Annotated in this window: 19 protein-coding genes; 5 read left to right on the top strand and 14 right to left on the bottom strand. The window is 74.3% G+C overall.

The window, feature by feature from the left end:
- The coding region (locus AB0L75_RS31110; RefSeq protein WP_365187584.1) for an MFS transporter at positions 1–1,385 on the top strand (1,385 nt) is incomplete at its 5' end.
- A 222-nt stretch (positions 1,386–1,607) separates the two neighbouring features.
- Here the strand turns inward: AB0L75_RS31110 and AB0L75_RS31105 are convergent.
- From AB0L75_RS31105 to AB0L75_RS31070, 8 genes are all read right to left on the bottom strand, one after another.
- Positions 1,608–1,865: a hypothetical protein gene (locus tag AB0L75_RS31105; protein WP_365187581.1), complete on the bottom strand. Its 258-nt coding sequence runs from the start codon at positions 1,863–1,865 to the stop codon at positions 1,608–1,610.
- Positions 1,866–2,116: 251 nt separating this feature from the next.
- Positions 2,117–3,040, bottom strand: coding sequence for an MBL fold metallo-hydrolase (locus AB0L75_RS31100; RefSeq protein ID WP_365187578.1), 924 nt, complete (start codon positions 3,038–3,040; stop codon positions 2,117–2,119).
- Positions 3,037–4,335 carry an FAD-dependent monooxygenase gene (locus AB0L75_RS31095; RefSeq protein ID WP_365187575.1) on the bottom strand — a complete coding sequence of 433 codons (1,299 nt, stop codon included), beginning with the start codon at positions 4,333–4,335 and terminating at the stop codon, positions 3,037–3,039. The genes AB0L75_RS31100 and AB0L75_RS31095 overlap by 4 nt, the downstream gene beginning before the upstream one ends.
- 13 nt (positions 4,336–4,348) lie before the next feature.
- Positions 4,349–4,612, bottom strand: coding sequence for an acyl carrier protein (locus AB0L75_RS31090; RefSeq protein WP_365187572.1), 264 nt, complete (start codon positions 4,610–4,612; stop codon positions 4,349–4,351).
- Between the two features lie 51 nt (positions 4,613–4,663).
- On the bottom strand, positions 4,664–5,920 hold the full coding sequence (locus AB0L75_RS31085) for a ketosynthase chain-length factor (RefSeq protein WP_365187569.1): 1,257 nt from the start codon (positions 5,918–5,920) through the stop codon (positions 4,664–4,666).
- A complete protein-coding gene (locus tag AB0L75_RS31080; protein ID WP_365187566.1) occupies positions 5,917–7,203 on the bottom strand; it encodes a beta-ketoacyl-[acyl-carrier-protein] synthase family protein in 1,287 nt (428 codons plus the stop codon). The genes AB0L75_RS31085 and AB0L75_RS31080 overlap by 4 nt, the downstream gene beginning before the upstream one ends.
- Before the next feature lie 19 nt (positions 7,204–7,222).
- Positions 7,223–8,023, bottom strand: a complete 801-nt coding sequence (locus AB0L75_RS31075) for a thioesterase domain-containing protein (RefSeq protein ID WP_365187564.1) — start codon at positions 8,021–8,023, stop codon at positions 7,223–7,225.
- Positions 8,024–8,196: 173 nt separating this feature from the next.
- Positions 8,197–9,018 (bottom strand): AfsR/SARP family transcriptional regulator, encoded by an 822-nt coding sequence (locus AB0L75_RS31070; protein WP_365187562.1) that lies wholly within the window; start codon positions 9,016–9,018, stop codon positions 8,197–8,199.
- A 275-nt stretch (positions 9,019–9,293) separates the two neighbouring features.
- On the opposite strand from AB0L75_RS31070, the gene AB0L75_RS31065 reads away from it, so the two are divergent.
- Positions 9,294–10,028, top strand: coding sequence for an alpha/beta fold hydrolase (locus AB0L75_RS31065; RefSeq protein ID WP_365187560.1), 735 nt, complete (start codon positions 9,294–9,296; stop codon positions 10,026–10,028).
- On the top strand, positions 10,025–11,035 hold the full coding sequence (locus tag AB0L75_RS31060) for an AfsR/SARP family transcriptional regulator (protein ID WP_365187557.1): 1,011 nt from the start codon (positions 10,025–10,027) through the stop codon (positions 11,033–11,035). The genes AB0L75_RS31065 and AB0L75_RS31060 overlap by 4 nt, the downstream gene beginning before the upstream one ends.
- Positions 11,036–11,048: 13 nt before the next feature.
- Here AB0L75_RS31060 and AB0L75_RS31055 read toward each other — a convergent pair whose 3' ends face one another.
- Both AB0L75_RS31055 and AB0L75_RS31050 read right to left on the bottom strand, forming a co-directional pair.
- Positions 11,049–12,068 carry a ketoacyl-ACP synthase III gene (locus AB0L75_RS31055; protein WP_365187554.1) on the bottom strand — a complete coding sequence of 340 codons (1,020 nt, stop codon included), beginning with the start codon at positions 12,066–12,068 and terminating at the stop codon, positions 11,049–11,051.
- Positions 12,065–12,838, bottom strand: coding sequence for an alpha/beta fold hydrolase (locus AB0L75_RS31050; protein WP_365187552.1), 774 nt, complete (start codon positions 12,836–12,838; stop codon positions 12,065–12,067). Before AB0L75_RS31050 ends, AB0L75_RS31055 begins: the two co-directional genes overlap by 4 nt.
- A 216-nt stretch (positions 12,839–13,054) precedes the next feature.
- Here AB0L75_RS31050 and ccrA point away from each other — a divergent pair, with 216 nt between their 5' ends.
- Both ccrA and AB0L75_RS31040 read left to right on the top strand, forming a co-directional pair.
- On the top strand, positions 13,055–14,407 hold the full coding sequence (gene ccrA / locus AB0L75_RS31045; protein WP_365187549.1) for a crotonyl-CoA carboxylase/reductase: 1,353 nt from the start codon (positions 13,055–13,057) through the stop codon (positions 14,405–14,407).
- A complete protein-coding gene (locus AB0L75_RS31040) occupies positions 14,404–16,161 on the top strand; it encodes a 3-hydroxyacyl-CoA dehydrogenase family protein (RefSeq protein ID WP_365187546.1) in 1,758 nt (585 codons plus the stop codon). The genes ccrA and AB0L75_RS31040 overlap by 4 nt, the downstream gene beginning before the upstream one ends.
- A gap of 24 nt (positions 16,162–16,185) precedes the next feature.
- On the opposite strand, the gene AB0L75_RS31035 is transcribed toward AB0L75_RS31040, so the two are convergent.
- The 4 genes from AB0L75_RS31035 to AB0L75_RS31020 form a co-directional block, all read right to left on the bottom strand.
- Positions 16,186–18,468, bottom strand: a complete 2,283-nt coding sequence (locus AB0L75_RS31035) for a LuxR family transcriptional regulator (protein ID WP_365187543.1) — start codon at positions 18,466–18,468, stop codon at positions 16,186–16,188.
- 11 nt (positions 18,469–18,479) lie between these two features.
- Positions 18,480–19,046 carry a flavin reductase family protein gene (locus AB0L75_RS31030; protein WP_365187540.1) on the bottom strand — a complete coding sequence of 189 codons (567 nt, stop codon included), beginning with the start codon at positions 19,044–19,046 and terminating at the stop codon, positions 18,480–18,482.
- 115 nt (positions 19,047–19,161) lie between these two features.
- A complete protein-coding gene (locus AB0L75_RS31025; RefSeq protein WP_365187537.1) occupies positions 19,162–19,977 on the bottom strand; it encodes a 4'-phosphopantetheinyl transferase superfamily protein in 816 nt (271 codons plus the stop codon).
- The gene (locus AB0L75_RS31020; RefSeq protein WP_365187534.1) at positions 19,974–21,839 is read right to left on the bottom strand and encodes a polyketide synthase; all 1,866 of its coding nucleotides are present in this window, start codon (positions 21,837–21,839) and stop codon (positions 19,974–19,976) included. The genes AB0L75_RS31025 and AB0L75_RS31020 overlap by 4 nt, the downstream gene beginning before the upstream one ends.
- Between the last annotated feature and the right edge of the window lie 6 nt (positions 21,840–21,845).

The following is a 21,845-nucleotide window of genomic DNA, read 5'->3' as shown; positions in this document are numbered from 1 at the left end:
ACACGACCGACTCAGCACCCTCATCAACACCAGACCACTGCCCCGCACAAACATGGATGCATTACCACACTGCAGATGAAAACGACCTCTCAGGAGAACTCTTGAAAGTCATCAGCAAAGAGAAGGAGACCCAGCCGCACTTGGGTAGCAGCTTCAACAAGGTGTGGGTGGCCGCGATCGCCTCTTCTTTGGGCGATGGCGTTCAGATGGCAGCACTGCCCCTGCTGGCAGTCCAACTGACCAGTGATCCGCTCCTCATCGGTGCGGTCGGCGCCGTCGGCACTCTGCCGTGGTTCCTGCTCGGTCTGCCGGCCGGAGCGCTGGTGGACCGGTGGGACCGGAGAAAGGTGATGCTGCGTGCGGACCTCGTCCGGTTCGCCATCCTCGCCCTGCTCACGGTCGCCGTACTGACCGATCACGCAAACATCTTCCTGCTGATAGTGGCGGGATTCGCTCTGGGCTGCGGAGACATCTTCTTCGACATCGCCGCGCAGGCCGTCATGCCGGTGGTCGTCTCCGGGGAGCAGGCGCTCATTCGGGCCAACGGCCGGATCTCCGCGGCTCAGATCAATGGCGAACAGCTCGCAGGCCCCCCGCTCGGCGGTGTGCTCTTCTCCCTGTCCCGGTCTTTGCCGTTTCTGGGGAACGCGTTCTCCTTCTTGATCAGCGCCATTTGCGTCCGTTCCCTGAAGGGCGACTTCGCGAACGCGCCGACCGCCGAGCCGACCCGCAGGAGCCTTCGCGCTGAGGTCGCGGAAGGACTGCGCTGGCTGCTGAAGCATCGAGTACTACGAACGCTGTCCGGCACCGCTGCCGTCGGCAACCTCGTCTTCACCGCCAAGATGTCGCTGCTGGTCCTGCTGGCCAAGGACCAACTCGGCCTCGGTGACATCGGCTACGGCCTGCTGCTTAGCTCGACCGCGGTCGGTGCCTTCCTCGGCAGTTTCATGTCTTCCTCGATCTCCAAGAAGATCCAAGTGGGCAGCATGCGATGCATCGGCATGTCCGTCGAAGGACTGGCGGTCGTCGGACTCGGCCTGACCAAAAGCCCCTGGGTTGCCGGCGGGATGATGGCCGTCATCGGATTCTCGATGAGTGTCCAGATCGTCATCGTCGGTTCGCTGCGGCAGCGTCTCGCACCGGCGGAAATCCGTGGCCGAGTGCTTTCCGCGAGCCGGCTGATCTCGCTCATGGGTGCACCCTTCGGAGGTGTTCTCGGAGGCTACCTCGCGGGTGCGATCAGTCTGCGGACGCCGTTCATCATGGGCGGCCTCCTGATGGTCCTGGTGGCCCTGGTCAGCCTGCCTGCGCTCAGCAATCGATCCATTCGAGAAGCGACAGAAGAAGCTTCCGCCACGACACCGGTCCAGGTCGCGGCGAAGTAGTCGCGGGATCGCTGTTCCTCTTAGGCAAGCGAGGTTGCATGAATTTCTTGAACGAGGTGGCCAGCCGCTTCCCGGAGGCCATTTCGCTCGCTGCCGGCCGGCCCATTGAGGTTTTCTCAGTGAAATGATCTCCACAAAGTGGCGTGATCCGCCGGTTCTCGGGTGAGTCGGACGCGCATGCTCTGGCTGCGGACAGACGTGAAGCCCCTGGTAGGACAGGGCTCAGCGACCGGCCAGGGCGACCAGCTGGGTGACCTGATCGCGATCGTCCGCCACGTCGACGAGCTGTGGCTCGACATGCGGCGCCTGCTCCGGACAGGAGCGGAGAAACGACAGCACCAGGCCATACCGGTGTACGCCAGGATCAAGGTGTTCCGTATCTGGCACCCCACGGTCGTCTGGAGGACCCTCCAGACCTCGGAATACGACGCCGGCGGCCATCCGGCGCATGCGCGAGAGCAGGCTGACCGCCTGGCTCACCAAGCGCAGTCGCCCCCTCCAGCGGGCACTCTTCCTGTCGAGTCAGATCGCGTGCTTGACCGCGGGGACGTGGGGCTGTGATCACTGTCGCTCGCCGGCGCGTCTCCATCCTGTGGGCCATTCTCCGGGACGGCCGACTCTACGAGAAGGAGTACCACCCCCGCGAGAAGACGGCCTTCGCTGCAATTGGCTACGAAGTAGAGATGCGACCCACCGGCCCCGCGACACGGAGCGCCGGGCCTGCCCCGTCCTCAGGCGTGGCAGGTCGGCAGTCGGCCGTGGTAGTGGGTCATCTCGGTGAAGAGGGCCGGGATGTCGAGGGGGTCACCGGGGCGGCCGCCGAGGGCCTCGGCGTAGGCGCGGTGCAGGTTCGGCACGAGCCGCTCCGCGTCCAGCAGGCCGGCGTAGGGACCGGGGCCCGCCTCTCGGGCCGTCTGAAGCGGGCTCGACCCGGCCGCCAGGCCCTGCGCGGCGAGCCGTTGCAGGCGGCGTAGATAGCCCTCGTCGGCGTCGAACAGCTCGGGGCCGCCCACCGGGCCGTGCCCGGGGACGACGATGCGGGCGCCCAGGGAGCGCAGTTCCCGCAGGGTCTCCAGCGAGCCGGACACCGAGCCCATCGGGCAGAAGGGGGTCACGCCGGACATGACCAGGTCGCCGGTGAACAGCACGCGCTGTTCGGGCAGCCAGACGACGGTGTCGCCGGTGGTGTGCGCGGGCCCGAAGTGCAGCAGCTCCGCCCGCACCGACCCGGCGTACACGGTCATCCGGTCCCGGTAGGTCAGGTGGGGCGGTACGACGTCCAGCTCGCCCCAGCACACGTCGGGCCACAGCCCGGTCAGGTGCAGACCGGCCATGACGATGTCGTCGCGGGCCCGTTCGTGGCCGACGACGGTGGCCTCCGGGAAGACGCAGTTGCCGAAGGTGTGGTCCCCGTGGAAGTGGGTGTTGACCAGCAGGCGCGGCGGCGTCGGTGTGATCCGCAGCGCCTCCTGGCGCAGCCGCAGGGCCCGGGCCCGGGTGGCGGCGGTGTCGACGAGGACGGCCTCGGTGCCGTCGGTGATCAGCCCGGCGTTGTTGAGGCACCATCCGCCGTCGGGCTGCACGAACGCGAAGACGCCGTCGGCGATCTCCGTCAGGTGCCCGGGAGCGCCGGCGGCCGGCGCGGCGCCGGTCACGGCCGGCCCCCGGCGGCCCGGGCCGTCTCGGCGCGGGCGGCGGTGAACAGGTCGGTGCGCACGGCGACGGGCCGGGGGCCGTACGCGATCGTGCGGGTGAGGCGCGCGCCGAGTGGTGAGCGGCCGATGAGGGAGGCGGCCCCGGCACGCAGCCGGGTGGTCACCGGCCCGCTGCGGCCGAGCAGTGCCTTGGCCTGCAGGCGCTGCATGCGGTGCACGGCCGCGGCCGCCGGTCTGCGCCGCTGCTCGTAGGGCAGCAGCCGGGCCCGGCTCGCGTCGCCGGTGCGGACGGCGTCGAGCAGGACGGGATGGGCGGCCGCCGCGTCCTGCAGCGCCAGGTTGATGCCCTGGGCGCCGATCGGGCCGTGGGTGTGGGCGCTGTCGCCGACGAGCATCAGCCCGTCGTCCACCCACTGCCCTGCCTGGGCGGCGAAGACGTCGAGCAGGGTCAGGTCCCGCACGTCGTGCAGGCTGGTGTGGATCTGGTCCGCGAAGTGGGGCAGGGCGTCGGCGAGTTCCCGGCGGATGCCGTCGATGCCGCGGGCCGCGACCTGGTTCCAGGTGCGGTGCGGCAGCGTCCAGCCGATCCGCAGCCGGTCCGGGTGGGTGTCGTGGACGAGCAGGGCGCCCCGTGCGGTGCGGTGCACCCGCACCATGCCGGTGCCGCGGCCGGCGGCGGGCAGCGCGAACCAGGCCACGTCCTGGTCGAACGCCTCGGTCCGGCCGGCGGGGATCCCGGCGAGTTTCCGGGTCCGGGAGTGCCGGCCGTCGGCCCCGACCACGACCCGCGCCCGCACGGTCGCGGTGTGCAGGCCGCGCCGGTGCGCCACGGCCCCGGTCACCTGCGGGCCGGTGCGCACCAGGTCGGCGAGGCGGTGCCCCTCCAGGTAGGTGAAGCCGGGCAGGTCGAGGCAGGCGCGCAACAGCTGCTGGATCAGGTGCCGCTGGGGCAGGGCGAGCAACTGGTCGTACGGGGCCGGAAGGCGCCGGTAGTCGATGTCGAGCAGCGTCCGCCCGTCCTGCACGACCTGGAAGCCGTCGAGCGGGCACGCGCCGCGCTCCCGGGCCGCCTCCAGGACGCCCAGTTCGGCGAGGATCCGCTGGCCGCCGGGCTGCAGGATCTCCCCGTGGAAGTCGCGGCGCAACCCGGTGGAGCGCTCCAGCAGGACGACGTCGACGCCGGAGCGCAGCAGCATCAGGGTGAGCGCGAGGCCCGCGGGGCCCGCCCCCACGACACAGACGTCGGTGTGCAGTTCGTCGACGCGGCCCATGGCGGGCACGCGGAGCGAGGCCATGGCGGGCCGCCGCTCAGGCCGCGGCGCGCTCGGACAGCGCCCGGTTGACGAGGTCGAGGTACTGGCGGGGGGTGTCCGCCTCGTCGAGTGCCTCCTCGTCGAGGAACACTCCGTAGTCGCGCTCGATGATGCCCGTGACCTGCAGCAGGGCCAGCGAGTCGTAGCCCAGGTCCAGGAACGGGACGTCCAGGACGTCGCCGCCCAGGTCCGTTCCCTCGCCTTCCCCGGCGCTCTCGCGCAGCAGGGCGGTGAGTTCGGTCAGCTCCAGCCGGTCCACGATGTCTCTCTTTCCTGACGGGCTTGATCCGGTGTTGTGCCGCTGCGCGGCTCAGGGTGCGGCGGTGACGACCGTCGCGGCGTTGAATCCGCCCCGGCCCCGGGCCAGCACCAGCGCGGTGCGCAGCCGGGCGGGGCGGGGGGTGCCGGTCACCAGGTCCACCGGGCAGTCGGCGGCGACCCGTGCCGTCCCGGCGGTCGGCGGGACGACCTGGTCGCGCAGGCTGAGCAGGGCGGCCGCCAGGTCCACGGCGGAGCCGCCGGACAGCAGCCGCCCGGTCATCGCCTTGGGTGCGGTGACCGGTATGCCGTACGGGCCGAACAGGGCGGCCAGGGCCTGGGCCTCGGCCCGGTCGGCGGCCCGGTCCCCGGCCGCGTCGGCGAACACGACGTCGACCTCGGCGGGGGTGATCCCGGCGTCGGCGAGGGCGAGTTCGGCCGCGGTCCGCAGCCGGGGCCCGCCGGCGCCCGGTGCGGGGTCGAAGGTGGCGGCGCAGCCCGCGACGACGCCGTGGACGGTGGCTCCGCGGGCGCGGGCGGCGTCGGCGTCCTCCAGGACGAACAGCGCTCCCCCCTCCCCCACGACATGCCCCGAGGCGTCCTCGTCGAAGGGGAGGTAGGCCCGGCCGGGGTCCTCGCTCGTGCTCATGCCGCCCGCGGCCAGGTGCGCGGTCCAGCCCCAGGGGCACAGCGTGGAGTCGGCTCCGCCGGTCACCACGGCCTGTACGCCCTTGCGGATCTGGCGGCGGGCCTGGGCGAGCGCGTCGAGGCCGCCCGCCTGCTCCGAGACCACCACACCGCTGGGGCCGCGCAGTCCGTGCCGGATGGAGATCTGGCCGGAGTTGGCGGCGTAGAACCAGGCGAAGGACTGGTAGGCGCCGACGTGGCGGCTGCCCCGGCTCCACAGCGCCTGCAGTTCGCGCTGCCCGAACTCGAAGCCGCCCGCCGCGTTGGCGGTGATGACCCCGACCGCGTAGTCGGGCAGCCGGGCCGGGTCCAGTCCCGCGTCGTCGAGCGCCTCGCCGGCGGCGGCGAGCGCGAGCCGGGTCACCCGGTCGGTCTGGGGCAGCAGCCGGGAGGGGATGTGCTCCTCGTCGTCGAAGCCGGCCACCTCGCCGGCCAGCCGCGCGGGCAGCCCGGAGGCGTCGAACCGGGTGAGGGGCCGGATGGCGTTGTCCCCGCGCAGTACGGCGGCCCACCAGGCCTCGGTGCCGACGCCGCCCGGTGCCACGACACCGATGCCGGTGACGGCGGCCTGGACGCCACGGGCGCCGAGCAGGCCCGGCTCCTCCACGGCGACGGCGGTCATGCGGCGACCCCCGTGGCTCGTGCCGGACGTCCCAGCCTGCGGGTGGTGAGCACCATCGCGCTCTGGAAGCCGCCGAAGCCGCTGCCGACGCTGAGTACGGTGTCGGTGCGCTGCTCGCGGGCGACGAGAGGGGTGTAGTCGAGGTCGCACGCCGGGTCGGGCTCGTGCAGATTGGCCGTGGGCGGCACGGTGTCGTGCTCGATGGCCAGGGCGCAGGCGGCGATCTCCAGGGAGCCGATCGCCCCGAGCGAGTGGCCGATCATCGACTTGATGGAGCTGACCGGCACCCGGTGGGCGTGCTCGCCCAGGCTCCGCTTGAACGCGGCCGTCTCGTGCTTGTCGTTCTGCTTGGTGCCCGAGCCGTGGGCGTTGACGTAGTCGACGTCCTCCGCGTTCAGGCGCGCCTCGTCCAGCGCGACCCGGACGGCCTCCGCCATCTCCTCGCCGTCCAGGCGCAGCCCGGTCATGTGGTAGGCGTTGGAGCGGCTGGCGAACCCGGCGATCTCCGCGTACACATGGGCGCCGCGGCGCAGGGCGTGTCCATACTCCTCCAGGACGAGCACCGCCGAGCCCTCGCCGAGCACGAAGCCGTTGCGGGTGCGGTCGAAGGGCCTGGAGGCGGTCGCCGGTTCGTCGTTGCGGGCCGAGGTGGCGCGGATCGCGTCGAAGGAGGCCAGCGTGATCGGGGTGACCGGCGCCTCGGAGGCACCCGCGATCATCACGTCGGCGCTGCCCTCGCGGATGAGTTCCACGGCGTGCCCGATGGCGTCCAGGCCGGAGGTGCAGCCGGTGGAGATGACGGCCACCGGGCCCTGTGCGCCGGCGTCGCGCGCGACCTCGGCGGCCATGGAGCTGGGCACGAGGTAGTCGCCGAGGCGTGCCTCGGCCCGGGCGGGGTCCAGCAGCCAGTCGGCCCCGTCCTTGCTGACGTGCGCGTAGGTCTCGTCGAGTCCGCTGCTGCAGCCGACGGCGGTACCGAGGGCGACCCCGGCGCGCACCGGGTCGGCGCCGATGTCGAGGCCGCTGTCGGTCACCGCCTCCCGGGCGGCCACCAGCCCGAACTGGGCGGCCCGGTCCAGCCGGTGGGCCTCGCCCGGGGCGAAGCCGTGCGCGGCCGGGTCGAAGTCGACCTCGGCGGCGATCTGCGACCGGAACCCGGAGGCGTCGAACAGCGTGATGCGCCGGGTGGCCGTACGTCCCTCGGTCAGCAGCGACCAGTACGCCCGGGTGCCCACGCCTCCGGGCGCGACCACCCCGATCCCGGTGATGACGACTCGTCTCATCGGTTGTTCCTCCGGCTCGTCATGCTCGTCCTCCTGTGGTGGCTGCGGCGGGCTCCCGCGTCGCGGCGGGGGCGGGCTCGGGTGCGGTGCGCCGGACGACGCGGCAGGCCCGCCCGAGCAGCCGGGGCAGCCCGGGTGCGCGGACGAAGAAGTGGTCGCCGGGCAGGGTGCGGGTCACGACCCGTCCGGCCGTCCACCGCTCCCAGCCGGCCATCGCCCGCGGCGGTGCCAGCGGGTCGTCGCTGCCCGCGACGGCGAGTACCGGCACGGACGGCGGCCCGGACCGAAGCGGTGTGCGGGCGGCGCCGCGCAGGTCGTCGGCGAGGATCAAGTCGTCCCGCAGCACCGGCAGCACCATCCGGTGCCACAGCCCACCCGGCTGCGCGCCCTCGGGTACGGCTCCGAAGGCGGCGAGCGCCCGCACCAGCCGCTCCTCGGAGTCCCGGCCGGCCTCGTGGAGTTCGGCCGAGAGCGCGCCGAGGACGTCGGGCGGCGGGCAGGCGCCCACGGCGAGCAGCGCCGGGCCGGGCAGCCCGGCCTCGTCCAGGGCGCGGGTGAGGGTGTAGGCGACCAGCGCGCCGAGGCTGTGCCCGTACAGCGCGTACGGGCCGGTGGGCGCCCGGAAGTGGCCCATCAGGTCGGCGAGCAGTGCCTCGCGGGTGCGCACCCGGGGCTCGCGCCGCCGGCTCTCGCGTCCCGGCAGCAGGTGCGGCACGGGCCGCACTCCGGTGCCGAGGCGGGCGGGCCAGCCGTGGAAGGCCGACACGCCGGCTCCGGCGTGCGCGAAGCAGTGGAGCTGCATCGGCTGTTCGTCGGGCATGGGCCGCTCCTCCTCGGGACCTGAGCCCCATCAGGCTCGGCCGGTGACCTCGATTGCCGCTCGGGTCCGGGCCGTGTCGAGAGGGCGCGCCGGTCGCCGGGCTATTACGCCGTAATAGCCGTCATGGCCGGCCCGCGCGCCCGCCCCTCGTCCCGCACGCCCCTCCGCGACGCTCAGACCGCGTACAGGTTGAACGTGGAGGTGCGGCGCGGTCCGTTCGCCACGTCGAGCGCCGGGTCGACGGTGAGCATCGCCTGGTGCAGCCGCTGCAGCTGCGGCGAGGGCTCCACGCCCAGTTCCTCGATCAGCCGCCCGCGCAGCCTGCGGTAGACGTCCAGCGCCGTGGCCTGGCGGCCGGAGCGGTACAGCGCCACCATCGCCTGCGAGTGCAGGCCCTCGTGCTGTGGGTGACGGGCGACCAGATCGGTGAGTTCGGCGATGAGTTCGATATGGCGGCCGAGCCGCAGATCGGCGTCGATGCGCCGCTCGATGGTGACCAGCCGGCTCTCCTCCAGCCGCATGACCTCGATCTCCAGGATCGGACCGACGCGGACGTCGACGAGCGCGGACCCCTGCCACAGCGCGAGTGCGTCCCGGAACAGGTCCGCGGCCCGGTCGTCGGAGCCCTCCTCGGAGGCGGACTGGCCGGCCGCCACCAGCTGTTCGAAGCGGTGCACGTCGACGCTGGCGGGCGGGATCTGCAGCAGATAGCCGCCGTGCCGGGTGGCCAGCACCTCCTTGGCGGTGCCGGGGGCGTCGGGCCCCATCGCGGTGCCCAGCCGGCGGCGCAGCTGGAGGATGTACGTCTGCAGGGTGGTCATGGCGCTCTGCGGCATGTTGACACCCCAGATCTCCTCCATGAGTGTGGGCACGGGCATCACCCGGCCCGGATAGAACGCGAGCAGCGCGAGGATCTGCCTCGGCTTGCCCGCGGTCGGAACGATCGAAACCCCGTTGACGTCGGCGCTCAACGGACCCAGAACCTGTATCTCCACGCGTCCTCCCCGTACCGGTCGAGTTCCCTCGATGGCTCAAAGCCGTCGGCCGTCCAGCACGTTAGCCCGCTTCCCGCCGCGCCCCTCGGTGTCTTGAGCCGCGCTCCAGCGACCTTCCAATGGCGCACTTTCGCCCTCGCCACCACCCGCTCAAGAACGCTTGTACGAACGCTGGAGGCGGGCTCGGAGGAGTGCACCGCCACCCTGAGCGGCGGATATCGTCCGAGGGGGGCGGTGTCCGTCCGCCGCAGCACCGACCGCCGAGGAGAGCCACCATGGAACTGCGTCTGTTCGTGTTCCACCACGCCGGCGGTTCCCATCTGCCCTACCGCGGCTGGCCGGACCGCTTCCCCGCCGACTGGGAGATACGGCTGATGGACGCCCCCGGCCGGGGCCGGCTCGGCGACCTGGCCGCCCTCGGGGACGCGGCGGCGCTCGTGGAGTACTTCCGGCGCGAACTGGACGGCGAACTCGTCGGCCCCTTCGCGCTGTTCGGGCACAGCATGGGCGGGATCGTCGCCTACGAGCTGACCCGGGCGCTGCTCGCCGAGGGCCGTACGCCGCCCGTCTGGCTCGGGCTGTCGGCCCGCGCGACGCCGCTGCCCGACGGCGGCGTCCGCCGGGACCTGATGTCCGACGCCGAACTGCGCCGGGAACTGGTCCGCATGGGCGGCACGCCCACCGAGATCCTCGACGACCCGGACATGTGGGCGTACTTCGCGCCCACCATCCGCAGTGACCTGCGGCTGGTGGACACCTGGCGGCCGGCGCTCACCGACGCGCCGCTGCCGGTGCCGCTGTCCGTCTACGGCGGCGCCCAGGACGCGGTGACACCGCCCGCGCGGCTGGCCGGCTGGGCGCGGCAGAGCACACGCTTTCTGGGGCTGCGGCTGTTCGAGGGCGGGCACTTCTACTTCCTGGACGACCCCGGCCCGCTCACCGAGCGGATCACCGACGACATCCGCACGGCCCTCGCCCCGGCCGGGCCGGCCGCAGCGAGGCCGCGGTGACCGCCTTGGCCCATGCCGCGGCGACCCTGCCACGCGTTGGGCCCGGCAGCGACGGGTACGACGTCGCACAGACCGAGTTCCGGCTGCTGGGGCCGGTGGAGATCCGCGACGGGGCGTCCCGCGTGGTCATCGTGCCGCCGGGACCCAAGCAGCGCTCCCTGCTCTCCGCCCTGGTGCTGCACGCCGGCCGGCCGCTCTCGGTCGACCAGCTCGTTGAGGAGCTGTGGGGCGAGCGGCCGCCCGCGAACGCCGCCAACGCCCTGCAGGCGCATGTGGCACGGCTGCGCCGGGTGCTGCCGGAGCCCGCGGTGCCGGTGCCCGGCCAGGAGTGGATCACGACGCTGCCGACCGGCTATCTGCTGAGCCCGGACCGGGCCACGACCGATGTGCAGCGCTTCCACCAGCTGTCCGCCAGGGGCCGGGCGGCCCTCGCGGCCGACCCCGGCTACGCCGCCCGGCTGCTGCGCCACGCCCTGTCCCTGTGGCGGGGGCCCGCCCTGCAAGGCGGCCGGCACGGTCCGCTCTGCGCGCGCGAGGCGGACCGGCTGGAGGAGAACCGGCTGACCGCGCTGGAGTCGTTGTACGAGGCGAGCCTCGGCTGCGCCCGGCACGGTGAGATCACCGGCGAACTGGAGAAGCTGACGGTCGACCACCCGCTGCGCGAACGGTTCTACGACCTGCTGATGGTCGCCCTGTACCGCAGCGGCCGGCAGGCCGAGGCCCTCGGCGTCTACGAGCGCGCCCGCCGCAGGCTGACGGAGGCGCTCGGCATCGAGCCGGGTCCGGCCCTGCGCGACCGGATGGAGGCGATCCTCAACCACGCCCCCCAGCTGGCCGCCCCGGCGCCGCAGGGGTCCCCGCACCGCCCGGCAACGCTCGGCGAGGCACTGGAACTGGGCGGTGAGATCGCCCGCCTGCAGGAGCGCATCGACGAACTGAACCACCGTCAGGAGGCGCTGGTGCGCCGCTTCGACGCCATGGTGGACGCCCTGCCGAGGACGCCGTAGGACGGCGGGCGGGTCAGCGGCCCCAGCGCAGCAGGGTGGTGCCCAGAGTCATCCCGCCGCCGAATCCGGCGAACAGGACCAGCTCGTCGTCGGCCGGGGCACCGGATCGGCGGGCGTCGTCCAGGGCCAGGGGGATGGAGGCCGCGCCGGTGTTCCCGTGCCGGCGCACCGGCAGATGGATCCGGGCCGAGGACAGCCCGAGCCGCCCGGCGACCGCCTGCAGCATCTCCCCGTTGGCCTGGTGCGGAACGAAGTGCGCGATGTCCCGGGCGGCCACCCCGAACGCGCCGAGGGTGCCCGCGACGGCGTCCGGCAGCTCCCGTTCGACGAACTCCCGCACATCGCGCCCCTGCATCCGGAACCAGTGGTCGCCGCGCGCGACGGTCTTCTCGGACGCCGGTTCCCTGCTGCCGCCCGCGTGCACCCCGATCAGCTGGTGCAGATGCCCGTCCGTGCGCATGCCGGTGCCCAGGAAGCCGCGGCCCTCGCGGACCGGCCCGATCACCACGGCACCGGCACCGTCGCCGAACAGCGGAGCGGTCCTGCGGTCACCCCGGTCGAGGATGCGGGAGTACACCTCGGTGCCCACGATCAGCGCCGGCCGCCGCTCGCCCCGCTCGTCGGGGGCGGCCAGCAGCCGGGCACCGGTGTGCAGGGCGGCGACGAACCCGGCGCACACCGCGTTGACGTCGAAGGCCGCGGCGTGGCGGGCACCGATCCGGTGCTGTACGAACGCGGCGGTGGCGGGCTGGGGATGGTCGGGCGTGGAGGTCGCGACGATGATCCACGCGAGGTCGTCCGCGCGCACCCCGGCGTCCGCCAGGGCACGGACGGCCGCCTCGGTCGCGAGGTCGGAGGCCGCTTCGTGGTCGGCGGCGTAACGGCGTTCGACGATGCCGGTCTTGCGCTCGATCCACTCGGCGCTCACTCCGGCCCGCGCCCCGACCGTCTCGTTGGTGACGACCTGCGCCGGAAGGTAGGACCCGGTGCCGAGGATGCCCAGAGAGCCGAGGGCGGGCGCGTACACGGTCATGCCGGGACCGCCGGTGCCACGGACACACCGGCCAGCCGCTCCTCGATCGCGGCGAGGACGTCGTCCTGCCGGTCGACGAGGAAGAAGTGGCCTCCGGGCAGGACGTTCATCCGGAAGGCGGACCCGGTGTGCTGCTGCCAGGCCCGCACCTCGGCGATGTCGGCCCTCGGGTCCTCGTCGCCGGTGAACGCGGTGACCGGGCAGTGCAGTGCGGGCCCCGGCCGGTAGCGGTAGCGCCGTACCGCCCCGTAGTCGGCGCGCAGCGCGGGCAGGATCATCCGCAGGGTCTCCTCGTCGTCGAGCAGCTCGGAGCCGGTTCCGTTGAGCGCGCGGATCTCGGCGACGACCTCCTCGTCGGTGCCCGGCTGCCAGTCGCCGGCTCGGTCCAGCGCGGGGGCGCGCCGCCCGGAGACGAACAGTTCGACGGGTCCGCGTCCCTCGGCCTCCAGGCGGCGGGCGGCCTCGAAGCCGACGATCGCTCCCATGCTGTGCCCGAACAGGGCGTAGGGGCGGTCGGTCCACGGCCCGAGCGCCTCGGCGATCTGCCCGGCGAGGGTCTCCAGGTCGGTGGCGGCCGGTTCGTGGCGCCGGTCCTGCCGGCCGGGGTACTGCACGGCCAGCACCTCCACACGGGGGGAGAGCGCCGCGGCCACGGGGAAGTAGAAACTGGCCGCTCCGCCGGCGTGCGGAAGGCAGATGAGGCGTACGGGCGCGTCGGGAGCGGGCCGGAAGTTCCTGAACCAGGGGCTGTCGCCGGGCTTTCCCGTCATGAGGTCTCCTAGGTGTTCCGACTCCGGGCGTACGTGAGCCCGGGATGGGCGCGCGTGAGCCCAGGATGGGCGCGGCCGGCGTCCCCCGGCTTCCCCTGACCACCCCCTGGGGCGCGGCCGCGCAGAACCCAGGGGGTGCGCTGGGGTGACCGGGACCCGGTGCGATGGGCCACGCTCGGTTGCGACGTGCCGTCTCGAGACAACCGGGGAACCCACGTGGACGAGATCATCAGTGCCGTTCTGTCCGAGGACACGTCCGCGCGTGACTTCGCCGGGCTGCGGCTTCCGGAGTCCTACCGGGGCGCCGTGGTGCTGCGCGAGGACGTGCCGATGTTCGAGGGCATGTCCTCGGCGCAGAAGGACCCGCGCAAGTCGCTGCATCTGCGGGACGTGCCGGTACCGATGCCGGCGGCCGGTGAGGCGCTGGTGGCGGTCATGGCCTCGTCGGTGAACTACAACACCGTGTGGTCGTCGATCTTCGAGCCGCTGCCGACGTTCGGGTTCCTGGAGCGGTACGCCCGGCTGTCGCCGGACACCGCCCGGCACGACCTGCCCTACCATGTGCTCGGCTCCGACCTGGCCGGTGTGGTGCTGCGCACCGGGCCCGGGGTCAACCGCTGGCGGCCCGGGGACCGGGTGGTGGCGCACTGCCTGAGCGTGGAGCTGGAGTCCGCGGACGGCCACGGCGACACGATGCTCGACCCCGAGCAGCGGATCTGGGGCTTCGAGACCAACTTCGGCGGCCTGGCCCAGTTCGCCCTGGTCAAGGCCAACCAGCTGATGCCCAAGGCCGAGCATCTGACCTGGGAGGAGGCCGCCGCGCCGGGTCTGGTCAACTCGACCGCGTACCGGCAGCTGGTGTCCCGCAACGGCGCCCAGATGAAGCAGGGCGACAACGTCCTGATCTGGGGCGCGAGCGGCGGACTCGGCTCCTACGCCACCCAGTTGGCCCTGGCCGGCGGGGCCACGCCGATCTGTGTGGTCTCCAGTGAGCAGAAGGCCGAGATCTGCCGCAGGATGGGCGCCGAGGCGGTCATCGACCGCGGCGCCGAGGGCTACAGGTTCTGGAAGGACGAGCACACCCAGGACCCGAAGGAGTGGAAGCGCTTCGGCAAGCGGATCCGCGAACTCACCGGCGGCGACGATGTCGACATCGTCTTCGAGCACCCGGGGCGGGAGACCTTCGGCGCCTCGGTCTACGTCACCCGCAAGGGCGGCACCATCGTCACCTGCGCCTCCACCTCAGGATTCCGGCACGAGTACGACAACCGGTACCTGTGGATGTCCCTGAAGCGCATCATCGGCTCGCACTTCGCCAACTACCGCGAGGCCTGGGAGGCCAACCGGCTCGTCGTCAAGGGCAGGATCCACCCCACCGTGTCGAAGGTCTACCCGCTGGAGGAGACCGGCCAGGCCGCCCACGACGTCCACCGCAATCTCCACCAGGGCAAGGTCGGCGTGCTGTGCCTGGCCCCGCACGAAGGCCTGGGCGTGCGCGACCACGCGCTGCGTGCCCGGCACCTGACCGCCATCAACCGCTTCCGCGAAGGGCAGGCGCACAGCTCATGACCGAACCGACCGCGGACACCCGCACACCCGTCACCGGCATCGTCGGCCTCGGCTCGATCGGCGAGGCGCTGGTGCACCTGCTGTTCACCGCGGGCCATCGCATCGTCGCCGTCGACACCGACCTCGACGTCCTCGCCCGGGCGGCGGGGCGGCTGAAGGCCGTGCACGGCGACGGCCCGGACCATCCCGGCGTGACCTTCACCGCCGACCACACCCGGCTGCGCGAGGCCGCTCTGGTCGTCGAGGCCGTACCGGACACCCCCGCGGCCAAGTCCGAGGCGCTGCGGCGGATCACCGCCGTCTGTCCGCCCGGCACACCGCTGGTCACCACCACGGCCGCGCTGCCCGTGGCACGCCTCGCCATCGGCAGCGGGCGCCCCGCCGACCTCGCCGGGCTGCGGCTGTTCACCCCGCCCGGGCCCGGCGGCCCGGCCGAGCCGGTGCTGACCGCCCTCACCTCCCCCGCGACCGCCGACGCGCTGCGCGCCTTCGTGGAGTCCACCGGGCTCACCCCGGTCGAGGTCGGGGCGGGGCCCGCCGCCGACGCCGGCGCCCTGGTGCTGGGTCTGCTGAACCGTGCGGCGGTCTTCCTCGCCGAGGGCCATGTCACGCACACCGACATCGACACCGCGATGCGGCTGGGCTGCGGGCTGCCGGCCGGCCCGCTGGAGACGCTGGACGCGATGGGCCTCGACACGGCGCACGCCGCCCTGATGGAGCTGTGGCGGCGCACCGGCGACAGCGCCTTCGAACCGGCGCCGCTGCTGAGCCGTATGGTCGCGGCCGGGGACCTCGGCCGCAAGACCGGCCGCGGTTTCCACACGTACGACGAGACCGGCCGCCCGCTCACCGGCGCGGCCGGTGCGCCCGACGACACCCCGGCCGCGCCGGTGGGCCGGGTGGGGGTGCTCGGGTCCGGCGCGATGGCGCGCGGCATCGCCGAGGTCACCGCGCTGGCCGGGCATCCCACGGTGCTGGTCGCCCGCAGCGCCGCGAAGGCGGAGGCGGCCGTGGAGGCCGTCGCCGGCTCGCTCACCCGCGCGGTGCGCCGGGGCAGGATCGGCCCCGAGGACAAGTCGGCCACGCTCGCCCGGCTGGACGGCACGGACGACTTCGCGTCGCTGGCCGACTGCGACCTGGTGATCGAGGCCGTCGCCGAGGATCCCGGTGTCAAGCGGGCCGTGTTCGCGGCACTGGGCGAGGTGTGTGCCGCGCACGCGGTGCTCGCCACGACCACCTCCAGCCTGTCCGTCGCCGAGTGCGCCGAGGCGTCCGGCCGGCCCGCCGACACCGTCGGTCTGCACTTCTTCAACCCCGCCCCGGTGATGCGGCTCGTGGAGCTGGCGCGCACCGACGCCACCGCCCCGGGAACGCTCGCCACGGCCCGCGCCTTCAGCCGCGGCCTCGGCAAGACCACCGTGGAGTGCCCCGACCGCACCGGCTTCATCGTCAACAGCCTGCTGTTCCCCTACCTGGGTGCGGCGCTGGCACTGCTGGAGCGGGTCGGGGCGGACGAGGCGGTCATCGAGCGCACCGACACGGCCGTGCAGCGCGGATTCGGTTTCCCCATGGGCCCGTTCGCGCTGCTGGACACCATCGGCCTGGATGTGTCGCTCGCCATCCAGCAGCGCCTGTACGAGCGTTTCGCCACTCCGGAGTACGAGCCGTCCGGCGCGCTCGCCGAGCTGGTGGCCGCCGGGCTGCTCGGCCGCAAGAACGGGCAGGGCCTGCGCACCGCGGCCGCCGCCCGCTGACATACCCTCCGCCGGCCGCGCCGCTCACACCGGGCCGGCGGCGGCCGGCCGCGCGGCGCCGCCCACCAGCTCGGCCAGGTCGGCCCGGGAGGTCAGGCGCAACTTGCGGTAGACGTTGGTCAGATGCTGCTCGACCGTACTGGGCGTGACATACAGCCGGGCCGCGATGGCACGGTTGGTGCAGCCGCCCGCGGCGAGGACCGCGACGCGCCGCTCGGCCCGGGTGAGCACGGCGACCGGGTCACCGCCGTGACCGTCCGCGGCGAGCCCCCGCTGCGCCTCGGCGGCACCGGCGCGCCAGTCGGCCGCGCCGCGGGGCTGTGCGCCCCAGTCCGCCAGCAGGTCGCGGCAGGCATGGAAGTCGGCGAGGGCGGCCCGATGGCTGCCGGCCGCCAGCAGATGGCCGCCCCTGGCCATCAGGTAGTGCAGCCCGGGCCAGGACCGGAACATGTCCTCGGGGACGGGGATGCGCAGCAGCCGCGCCGCCTCCTCGTGGGCGTCCCGGGCGGTCGCCGCCCGCACGGCCGCCGACAGGGGCATGCCGATGGCGATGCCCCACGCCGCCGGGGACAGCAGGGCCAGTGCCCGGCCCGCGTGCCGGGCCGCGGCGTCGTGGGAGCCGGTGCGGGCGTGGACCACGGCGGCCACGGCGGCGGCGACCGCCCGCCGGGCCGAGGTCGTCTCCGCCCGCTCCGCGTCGGCGGTCAGCGCGCACCACTGCCGGGCGCGTTCGGTGGCGCCGGCGTGCAGCAGCGTGGCCAGGACCGCGGCCACGGGCGGCAGCGGCGCGTGTCCGTGGATCAGCGAGGCGAGCACCCGCTCCGCCCGCGCGTCCAGGTCCGGCGCCGGGTGCGCCCTGGCTGCTCCCGGACGGACGTGGGCGAGTGCCGCCGCCAGCTCCGGGGACCACTCGGTGTGCCCGAGGGCGGCCTCGGCGCGCTCGGCCTGCGCGGGGCGCCCGTGCCACAGCAGCAGGCCCGCCGCCGCCACGGTCTGCCCGGCGTCGAACCGCCCGGCCGCCAGGTCCCGTTCGAGCGCCGGCAGGTGCCGGAGCACGGCCGCGGGATCGCTCTCCCATTCGGCGCGGGCGAGCGGTTCCAGCATGCCGCCCTGCCGCGGCTCATCACCGTGGGCGCGGTGGGCGGCCCGCAGGAACTGGGCGGCGCGGCGGGCTCTGCCGCTGCGCATCGCGTGCGTCGCGGCCTCGGCGAGCAGCTGGCCCGCCCACGCAGGTCCGGTGCCCGCGCCGTCCCCGGCGTCGGCCGCGAGCAGGTGGACGGCGACCGCGGACGGTTCCGCGCCGTGGTCGTAGAGGACGTGTGCCGCCCGGGAGTGCAGCCGGCGGCTGTCCTCGGCGCTCAGCTCCTGGAGTACGGCGGCGCGTACCCCTTCGTGGCGCAGTCGCCCCGCGTCGAGCAGCCCCAGCGCGTCCAGCCGGTCCAGGCTCAGGGCGACGGCCCGTTCGGACTCGCCCAGGAACCGGGCGAGCAGGGTGAGGGTCGTCCGCTCGGCGAGCACGGCCAGGGCACGCGCCGTCCGTGTCACGTCCTGTCCGCCGCCGCGCAGACAGCCGGCGACGGCCTGCCGGAAGGCGGTACCGGCGACCGGCCGGGAGGAGCGTACCGGGCCGCAGCCGCGGTGGTCGTCGAGCAGGGCGTGCAGCAGCCGCGGACTGCCGCCGGTGAACCGGTGCCAGTGGGGGGCGAGCCGCCGGGCGGTCGCCGGTTCCATGGCACCGGCGAAGGGGGAGCGCAGAAAGTCCGCGACACCGTCCTCGCGGAGGGTCTCCAGGGGCAGGGTGGTGCAGCGGGGGTGCCGAAGCAGTTCCGCCAGCGGCAGCGAGGGCGCGGCGTGGCGCTGTCCGCCGAGCACCACCAGGACGCCCGCCCCGGCCAGTCGGCCGCACAGGTACAGCAGGCAGCGGGCGGACGGCTCGTCCGCGTGGTGGACGTCGTCGACCACGACGACCACGGGCCGGGCGGCGTCCAGGCCGCGCAACGCGTCGTGGAGTGCCGCGGGGCCGGTGGCGAACGGGTGCGGGCCGCCTCGTGTCCCCGGGCCGGTGCCGCTGAGCAGCTGGCCGACGACACCGTACGCGAGGTCGGTCTCGGCGGGGGTCGCCAGGGCGCTCAGCACCAGCGCCCCGGCCGCGGCGGCCCGGCCGGTGAAGGCGTGCAACAGGGCGCTCTTGCCCGTGCCGGGGCTGCCGGTGACGAGCGCGGCGCCTCCCCGGCCCTGCCGGGAGTCCGCGAACAGCCTCTCCAGTGAGCCGAGTTCACCGCCCCGCCGCACCAGCTCCACCGGCATCTCCCACGTCGTCAGGCCGCTTTCTCCTCCTGGAGAGTCTGCCGAGCGGTGTGGAAGGCTCGCTGGTACCAGACCAGAGCCCCGCTCGAGCCGCAGGTACGGGCCTCGCCCGGGGTGCCGAGGAGCAGGTCGTGGTCGCCGGCGGGCACGACGTCCGCGAGGGTGCACCGCAGGGCCAGCGCCGCGTCCGGCAGATACGGCAGCCCGCTGTCCGGCCAGGCCTCGAACTCGCCGCCGGCGAACCGGTCGGCGTCGGCGGCGGCGAACCGCCGGGCCAGTGCGCCGTGCCGGCGGCCGAGCACGTTGATGACGAACTCGCCGGCCTCCAGCAGGGGCTGATGGCAGCCGGCGCCCCGGGTGACGCCGACCAGCACCAGGGGCGGCTCGGCGGACACCGAGGTGACGGAGCTGGCGGTGAAGCCGAGGCGGCGGCCGTCGGCGCCGAGGGTGGTGACGATGGTGACGGGCGCGGCGAGCAGCGCCATCGCGTCCCTGAACTGCTGCGCGCCGATCCCCGTGAGTTCGGCGAGCGGGCGGGTGCGCGCCCCGGGCGGTGTGTGCAGGGCGGTCAGGGACACGGGCGACTCCTCGGCTGGACGGGTGGTCCTGCCGTCCATCGTCGGCCCGCGGCCGTCACCGGAGAACCCCAGAAGTGCGCGGCTCTCCCCTGCCCGCCCCCCCTGGACCCGTCCCCTACGCGGGGACCGGCTCCGGCAGGGTCAGCAGCCGGGGCGCGGCCCGTCCCCACGGGAAGCCGTGATGCAGCTGGAGCACGGGCGGTGCGCCGGGGTCGGCCAGGACGGCGACGGCCGCCAGCACGTCGGGCACCGGTTCCAGTTCCACGAAGCGCCAGTGCTGTTCGGTGTCGTTGTCCGGCGGTATGAAGCCGAGCACCCCCCGGTCCTCGGCCAGGGTGAAGGAGAACGCGTCGAAGGGCAGTCCGAGCCCGAGACCGCGGGCCTTGGAGTACGCCTCCTTCAGCGTCCACAGCCGCAGCACCCGCCGGTCGCGGGCGCGGCCCGGCGCGGCCTCAGCGACCCACCGCTGCTCCGTCTCGGCGAAGGTCTCCACGATCGTGTCGAAGCCCTGGTCGCCTCGGTCCAGGCGTTCCACGTCCACGCCGATGCGGTGCCGGCGCACCACGCCCAGCAGGTTGTGGCCGTGTGTGTGGGAGAGGTTGAAGTCCAGCTCCCGGCCGCCCCGGGGCAGTCCGCCGGGCGGTTTCTGCAGGAACGGCCGCCCTCGCGAGGACCGCCAGATCACGGCCTCCGCCTCGGGCATCCCGCTCTCGATGGCCAGCACCCGCCGGACGAGGGCATGGGCGACGAGGTACTGGCGCCGGTCGCGTTCGAAGAGGAAGCCGCTCGCCGTCTCCCGCTCGTGCTCGTCCAGCCAGTGCGTGGCCAGGGTGGCGGCCATGCCCGGGGCGAGCCCGTCGTTGGGGCAGAACCAGAGCTTCACCGGTTCCGGCCGGTCGGGGTCCCAGGCGGCCGGGTCGTGCAGGGTCATGCCGGCCGCTCCGTCCGCCCGTCGGCAGCGGTGGGCCCGTCGGTCTCCAGCCACAGCGGGCTGCGCAGGAAGACGGACGGCGGCGGTGTCCAGGCCGCCGCTGCCGCGCGCGGTCCGTGTTCCAGCGCGGCCCAGTCGATGTCGAGCCCGGACAGCCACAGCCGGGTGAGCTGTTCGACGCGGCCACCGCGCCACAGCGCGGCCAGGTAGTCGCGGGTCTCCGGGACGGTGTTCAGGCCGAGCAGGTCGGCCCCGCCGGAGCGCAGGTCGGCGTGGTGGACGCCGGCGCCGGGTGTCCCGGTGTCCGCGAAGTGCCGTAGCGCGGCGACGAGTCGGGGCACGTCGGCGGCTGTGAGCGCGAGCCGGCACGGCAGGGCGGCGCGGCCCGCGCGCAGGGCCCTGGCCACGTCGGCGAGGGCCGGACCGGCCTCGTCCGTGCGTTCGGCGGACGCGGACAGCCAGTCCGCCAGCCGGGCCGCGCCCGCGGTCAGATGGGCGGGTGTGGGTGCCGACATGAGGACCAGTTCGTCGCGGTCGACGCCGTCGCCGCCCGGCCGCTCGGACCGCGGCGCGGGGGGCGGCATGTACTCCTCGACGACCGCGCGGGAGGTGGGGCAGCCTTCGGCGGACACCTCGACGACGGCGGTGCGGGGCAGTTCGCGTCCCTGCGCGTCCCGCGGCCGCGGCCAGGGCAGCGGGTCGGCCCCGCTGCCGTGCGGGGGCAGGCGTACGCCGTGGCGCAGCTGGAGCACCGCGGCGGTCAGGGCCGCGACACCGATGGCGGCTCCGGCGTGGCCGATGCGGGGCACGGACGTCTCCCGGGTCTCGTGCAGGCTCGGGCCGGACGGGCCGGCGTCCTGCGGGAGGGGCCCGACGGAGCCGGTGGCGGTGGCCCGGACGACGGCGTGCACCTGGTCCCCGTCGGCGAGCGCGCGGCCCAGCGGCTTGAGGACGACGGCGCCGACGCCCTCCCCGGCCAGGTCCCTGGCGCGGGAGGGATGCAGCAGGAGTTCGACGCCGCCGACGAGGGCCGCGGCGCACTCGCCGCGGCGCAGGGCGCCCACGGCGAGGTGCAGGGCGGTGAGCGCCGAGGATTCGGCGGTGTCGACGACCTGGGCCGGCCCGCTGAGCCCCAGCAGGGTCACGAGCCGTCCGGTCAGCCCCGAGTGACCGCTGCTCGGCCGCCGGCGCCCGCCGCGGGCCCAGGCCTCGGCGCCCAGCAGCGCGTAGTCGAAGGCGCTCGCGCCGACGAAGACACCGAGCGCCCGCGGCGCCCCGTGCGGGCCGGTCAGCGCGTCCAGCCGGGGCCCGGTGCAGCCGGCGTCCTCCAGCGCCTCCCAGGCGACCTCCAGGAACAGCCGCTCCTGAGGGTCCATCAGGGTGCCGTCGTCGGGCGTGATGCCGAAGAACTCCGCGTCGAACCGGTCGACGCCGTCCAGGAAGTGGCCGCGCTGCCCGGTGGCGAGCGGGCCGGCGCCGGGGCGGGCGGCGGGCGCGGCCGACGAGGTGTCCCGGCCGGCGCGCAGGTTCTCCCAGTGGGCGCGCGGATCGGGCGCCTGCGGATAGCGTCCGGCGAGGCCCACCAGGGCCCAGCGGTCGTCCACGGCCGTGGTCACGGCGGGGGACGCCGTGTCCGGTGCCGCGCCGGGCCCGCCCCCTGTGCCGGGCCCGGCGACGGCCCGGGGCCGGTCCGCGGTGTCCGCCGCCGGGCGGCGTTCCGGTACGGCGGCCGGTGCCGGGGTGCGCGGCCGTGCCGGTGGTGCGGCCGAAGGCCCGGCCGTGGACCGTGCCAGCAGCCGGGCGGCCTGTGCCCGGTCGAGCGTCCCGGTCTTGAACCGGGTCAGTATTTCTCGGTCGTCCATGGGTTC

The organism is Streptomyces sp. NPDC052101, from assembly GCF_040680235.1.
Taxonomy (GTDB): Bacteria; Actinomycetota; Actinomycetes; order Streptomycetales; family Streptomycetaceae; genus Streptomyces.
This window is presented reverse-complemented; position numbering and strand designations above follow the sequence as displayed.

What these genes read in the sequence shown, in the direction of transcription:
- AB0L75_RS31040 (WP_365187546.1), top strand. Translation starts at nt 14,404, where the DNA reads ATGACCGAACCGACCGCGGACACCCGCACACCCGTCACCGGCATCGTC.
- AB0L75_RS31025 (WP_365187537.1), bottom strand. Translation starts at nt 19,977, where the DNA reads ATGACCCTGCACGACCCGGCCGCCTGGGACCCCGACCGGCCGGAACCG.
- AB0L75_RS31050 (WP_365187552.1), bottom strand. Translation starts at nt 12,838, where the DNA reads ATGACGGGAAAGCCCGGCGACAGCCCCTGGTTCAGGAACTTCCGGCCC.
- AB0L75_RS31055 (WP_365187554.1), bottom strand. Translation starts at nt 12,068, where the DNA reads ATGACCGTGTACGCGCCCGCCCTCGGCTCTCTGGGCATCCTCGGCACC.
- AB0L75_RS31020 (WP_365187534.1), bottom strand. Translation starts at nt 21,839, where the DNA reads ATGGACGACCGAGAAATACTGACCCGGTTCAAGACCGGGACGCTCGAC.
- AB0L75_RS31035 (WP_365187543.1), bottom strand. Translation starts at nt 18,468, where the DNA reads ATGCCGGTGGAGCTGGTGCGGCGGGGCGGTGAACTCGGCTCACTGGAG.
- AB0L75_RS31080 (WP_365187566.1), bottom strand. Translation starts at nt 7,203, where the DNA reads ATGAGACGAGTCGTCATCACCGGGATCGGGGTGGTCGCGCCCGGAGGC.
- AB0L75_RS31075 (WP_365187564.1), bottom strand. Translation starts at nt 8,023, where the DNA reads ATGCCCGACGAACAGCCGATGCAGCTCCACTGCTTCGCGCACGCCGGA.
- AB0L75_RS31065 (WP_365187560.1), top strand. Translation starts at nt 9,294, where the DNA reads ATGGAACTGCGTCTGTTCGTGTTCCACCACGCCGGCGGTTCCCATCTG.
- AB0L75_RS31095 (WP_365187575.1), bottom strand. Translation starts at nt 4,335, where the DNA reads ATGGCCTCGCTCCGCGTGCCCGCCATGGGCCGCGTCGACGAACTGCAC.
- AB0L75_RS31085 (WP_365187569.1), bottom strand. Translation starts at nt 5,920, where the DNA reads ATGACCGCCGTCGCCGTGGAGGAGCCGGGCCTGCTCGGCGCCCGTGGC.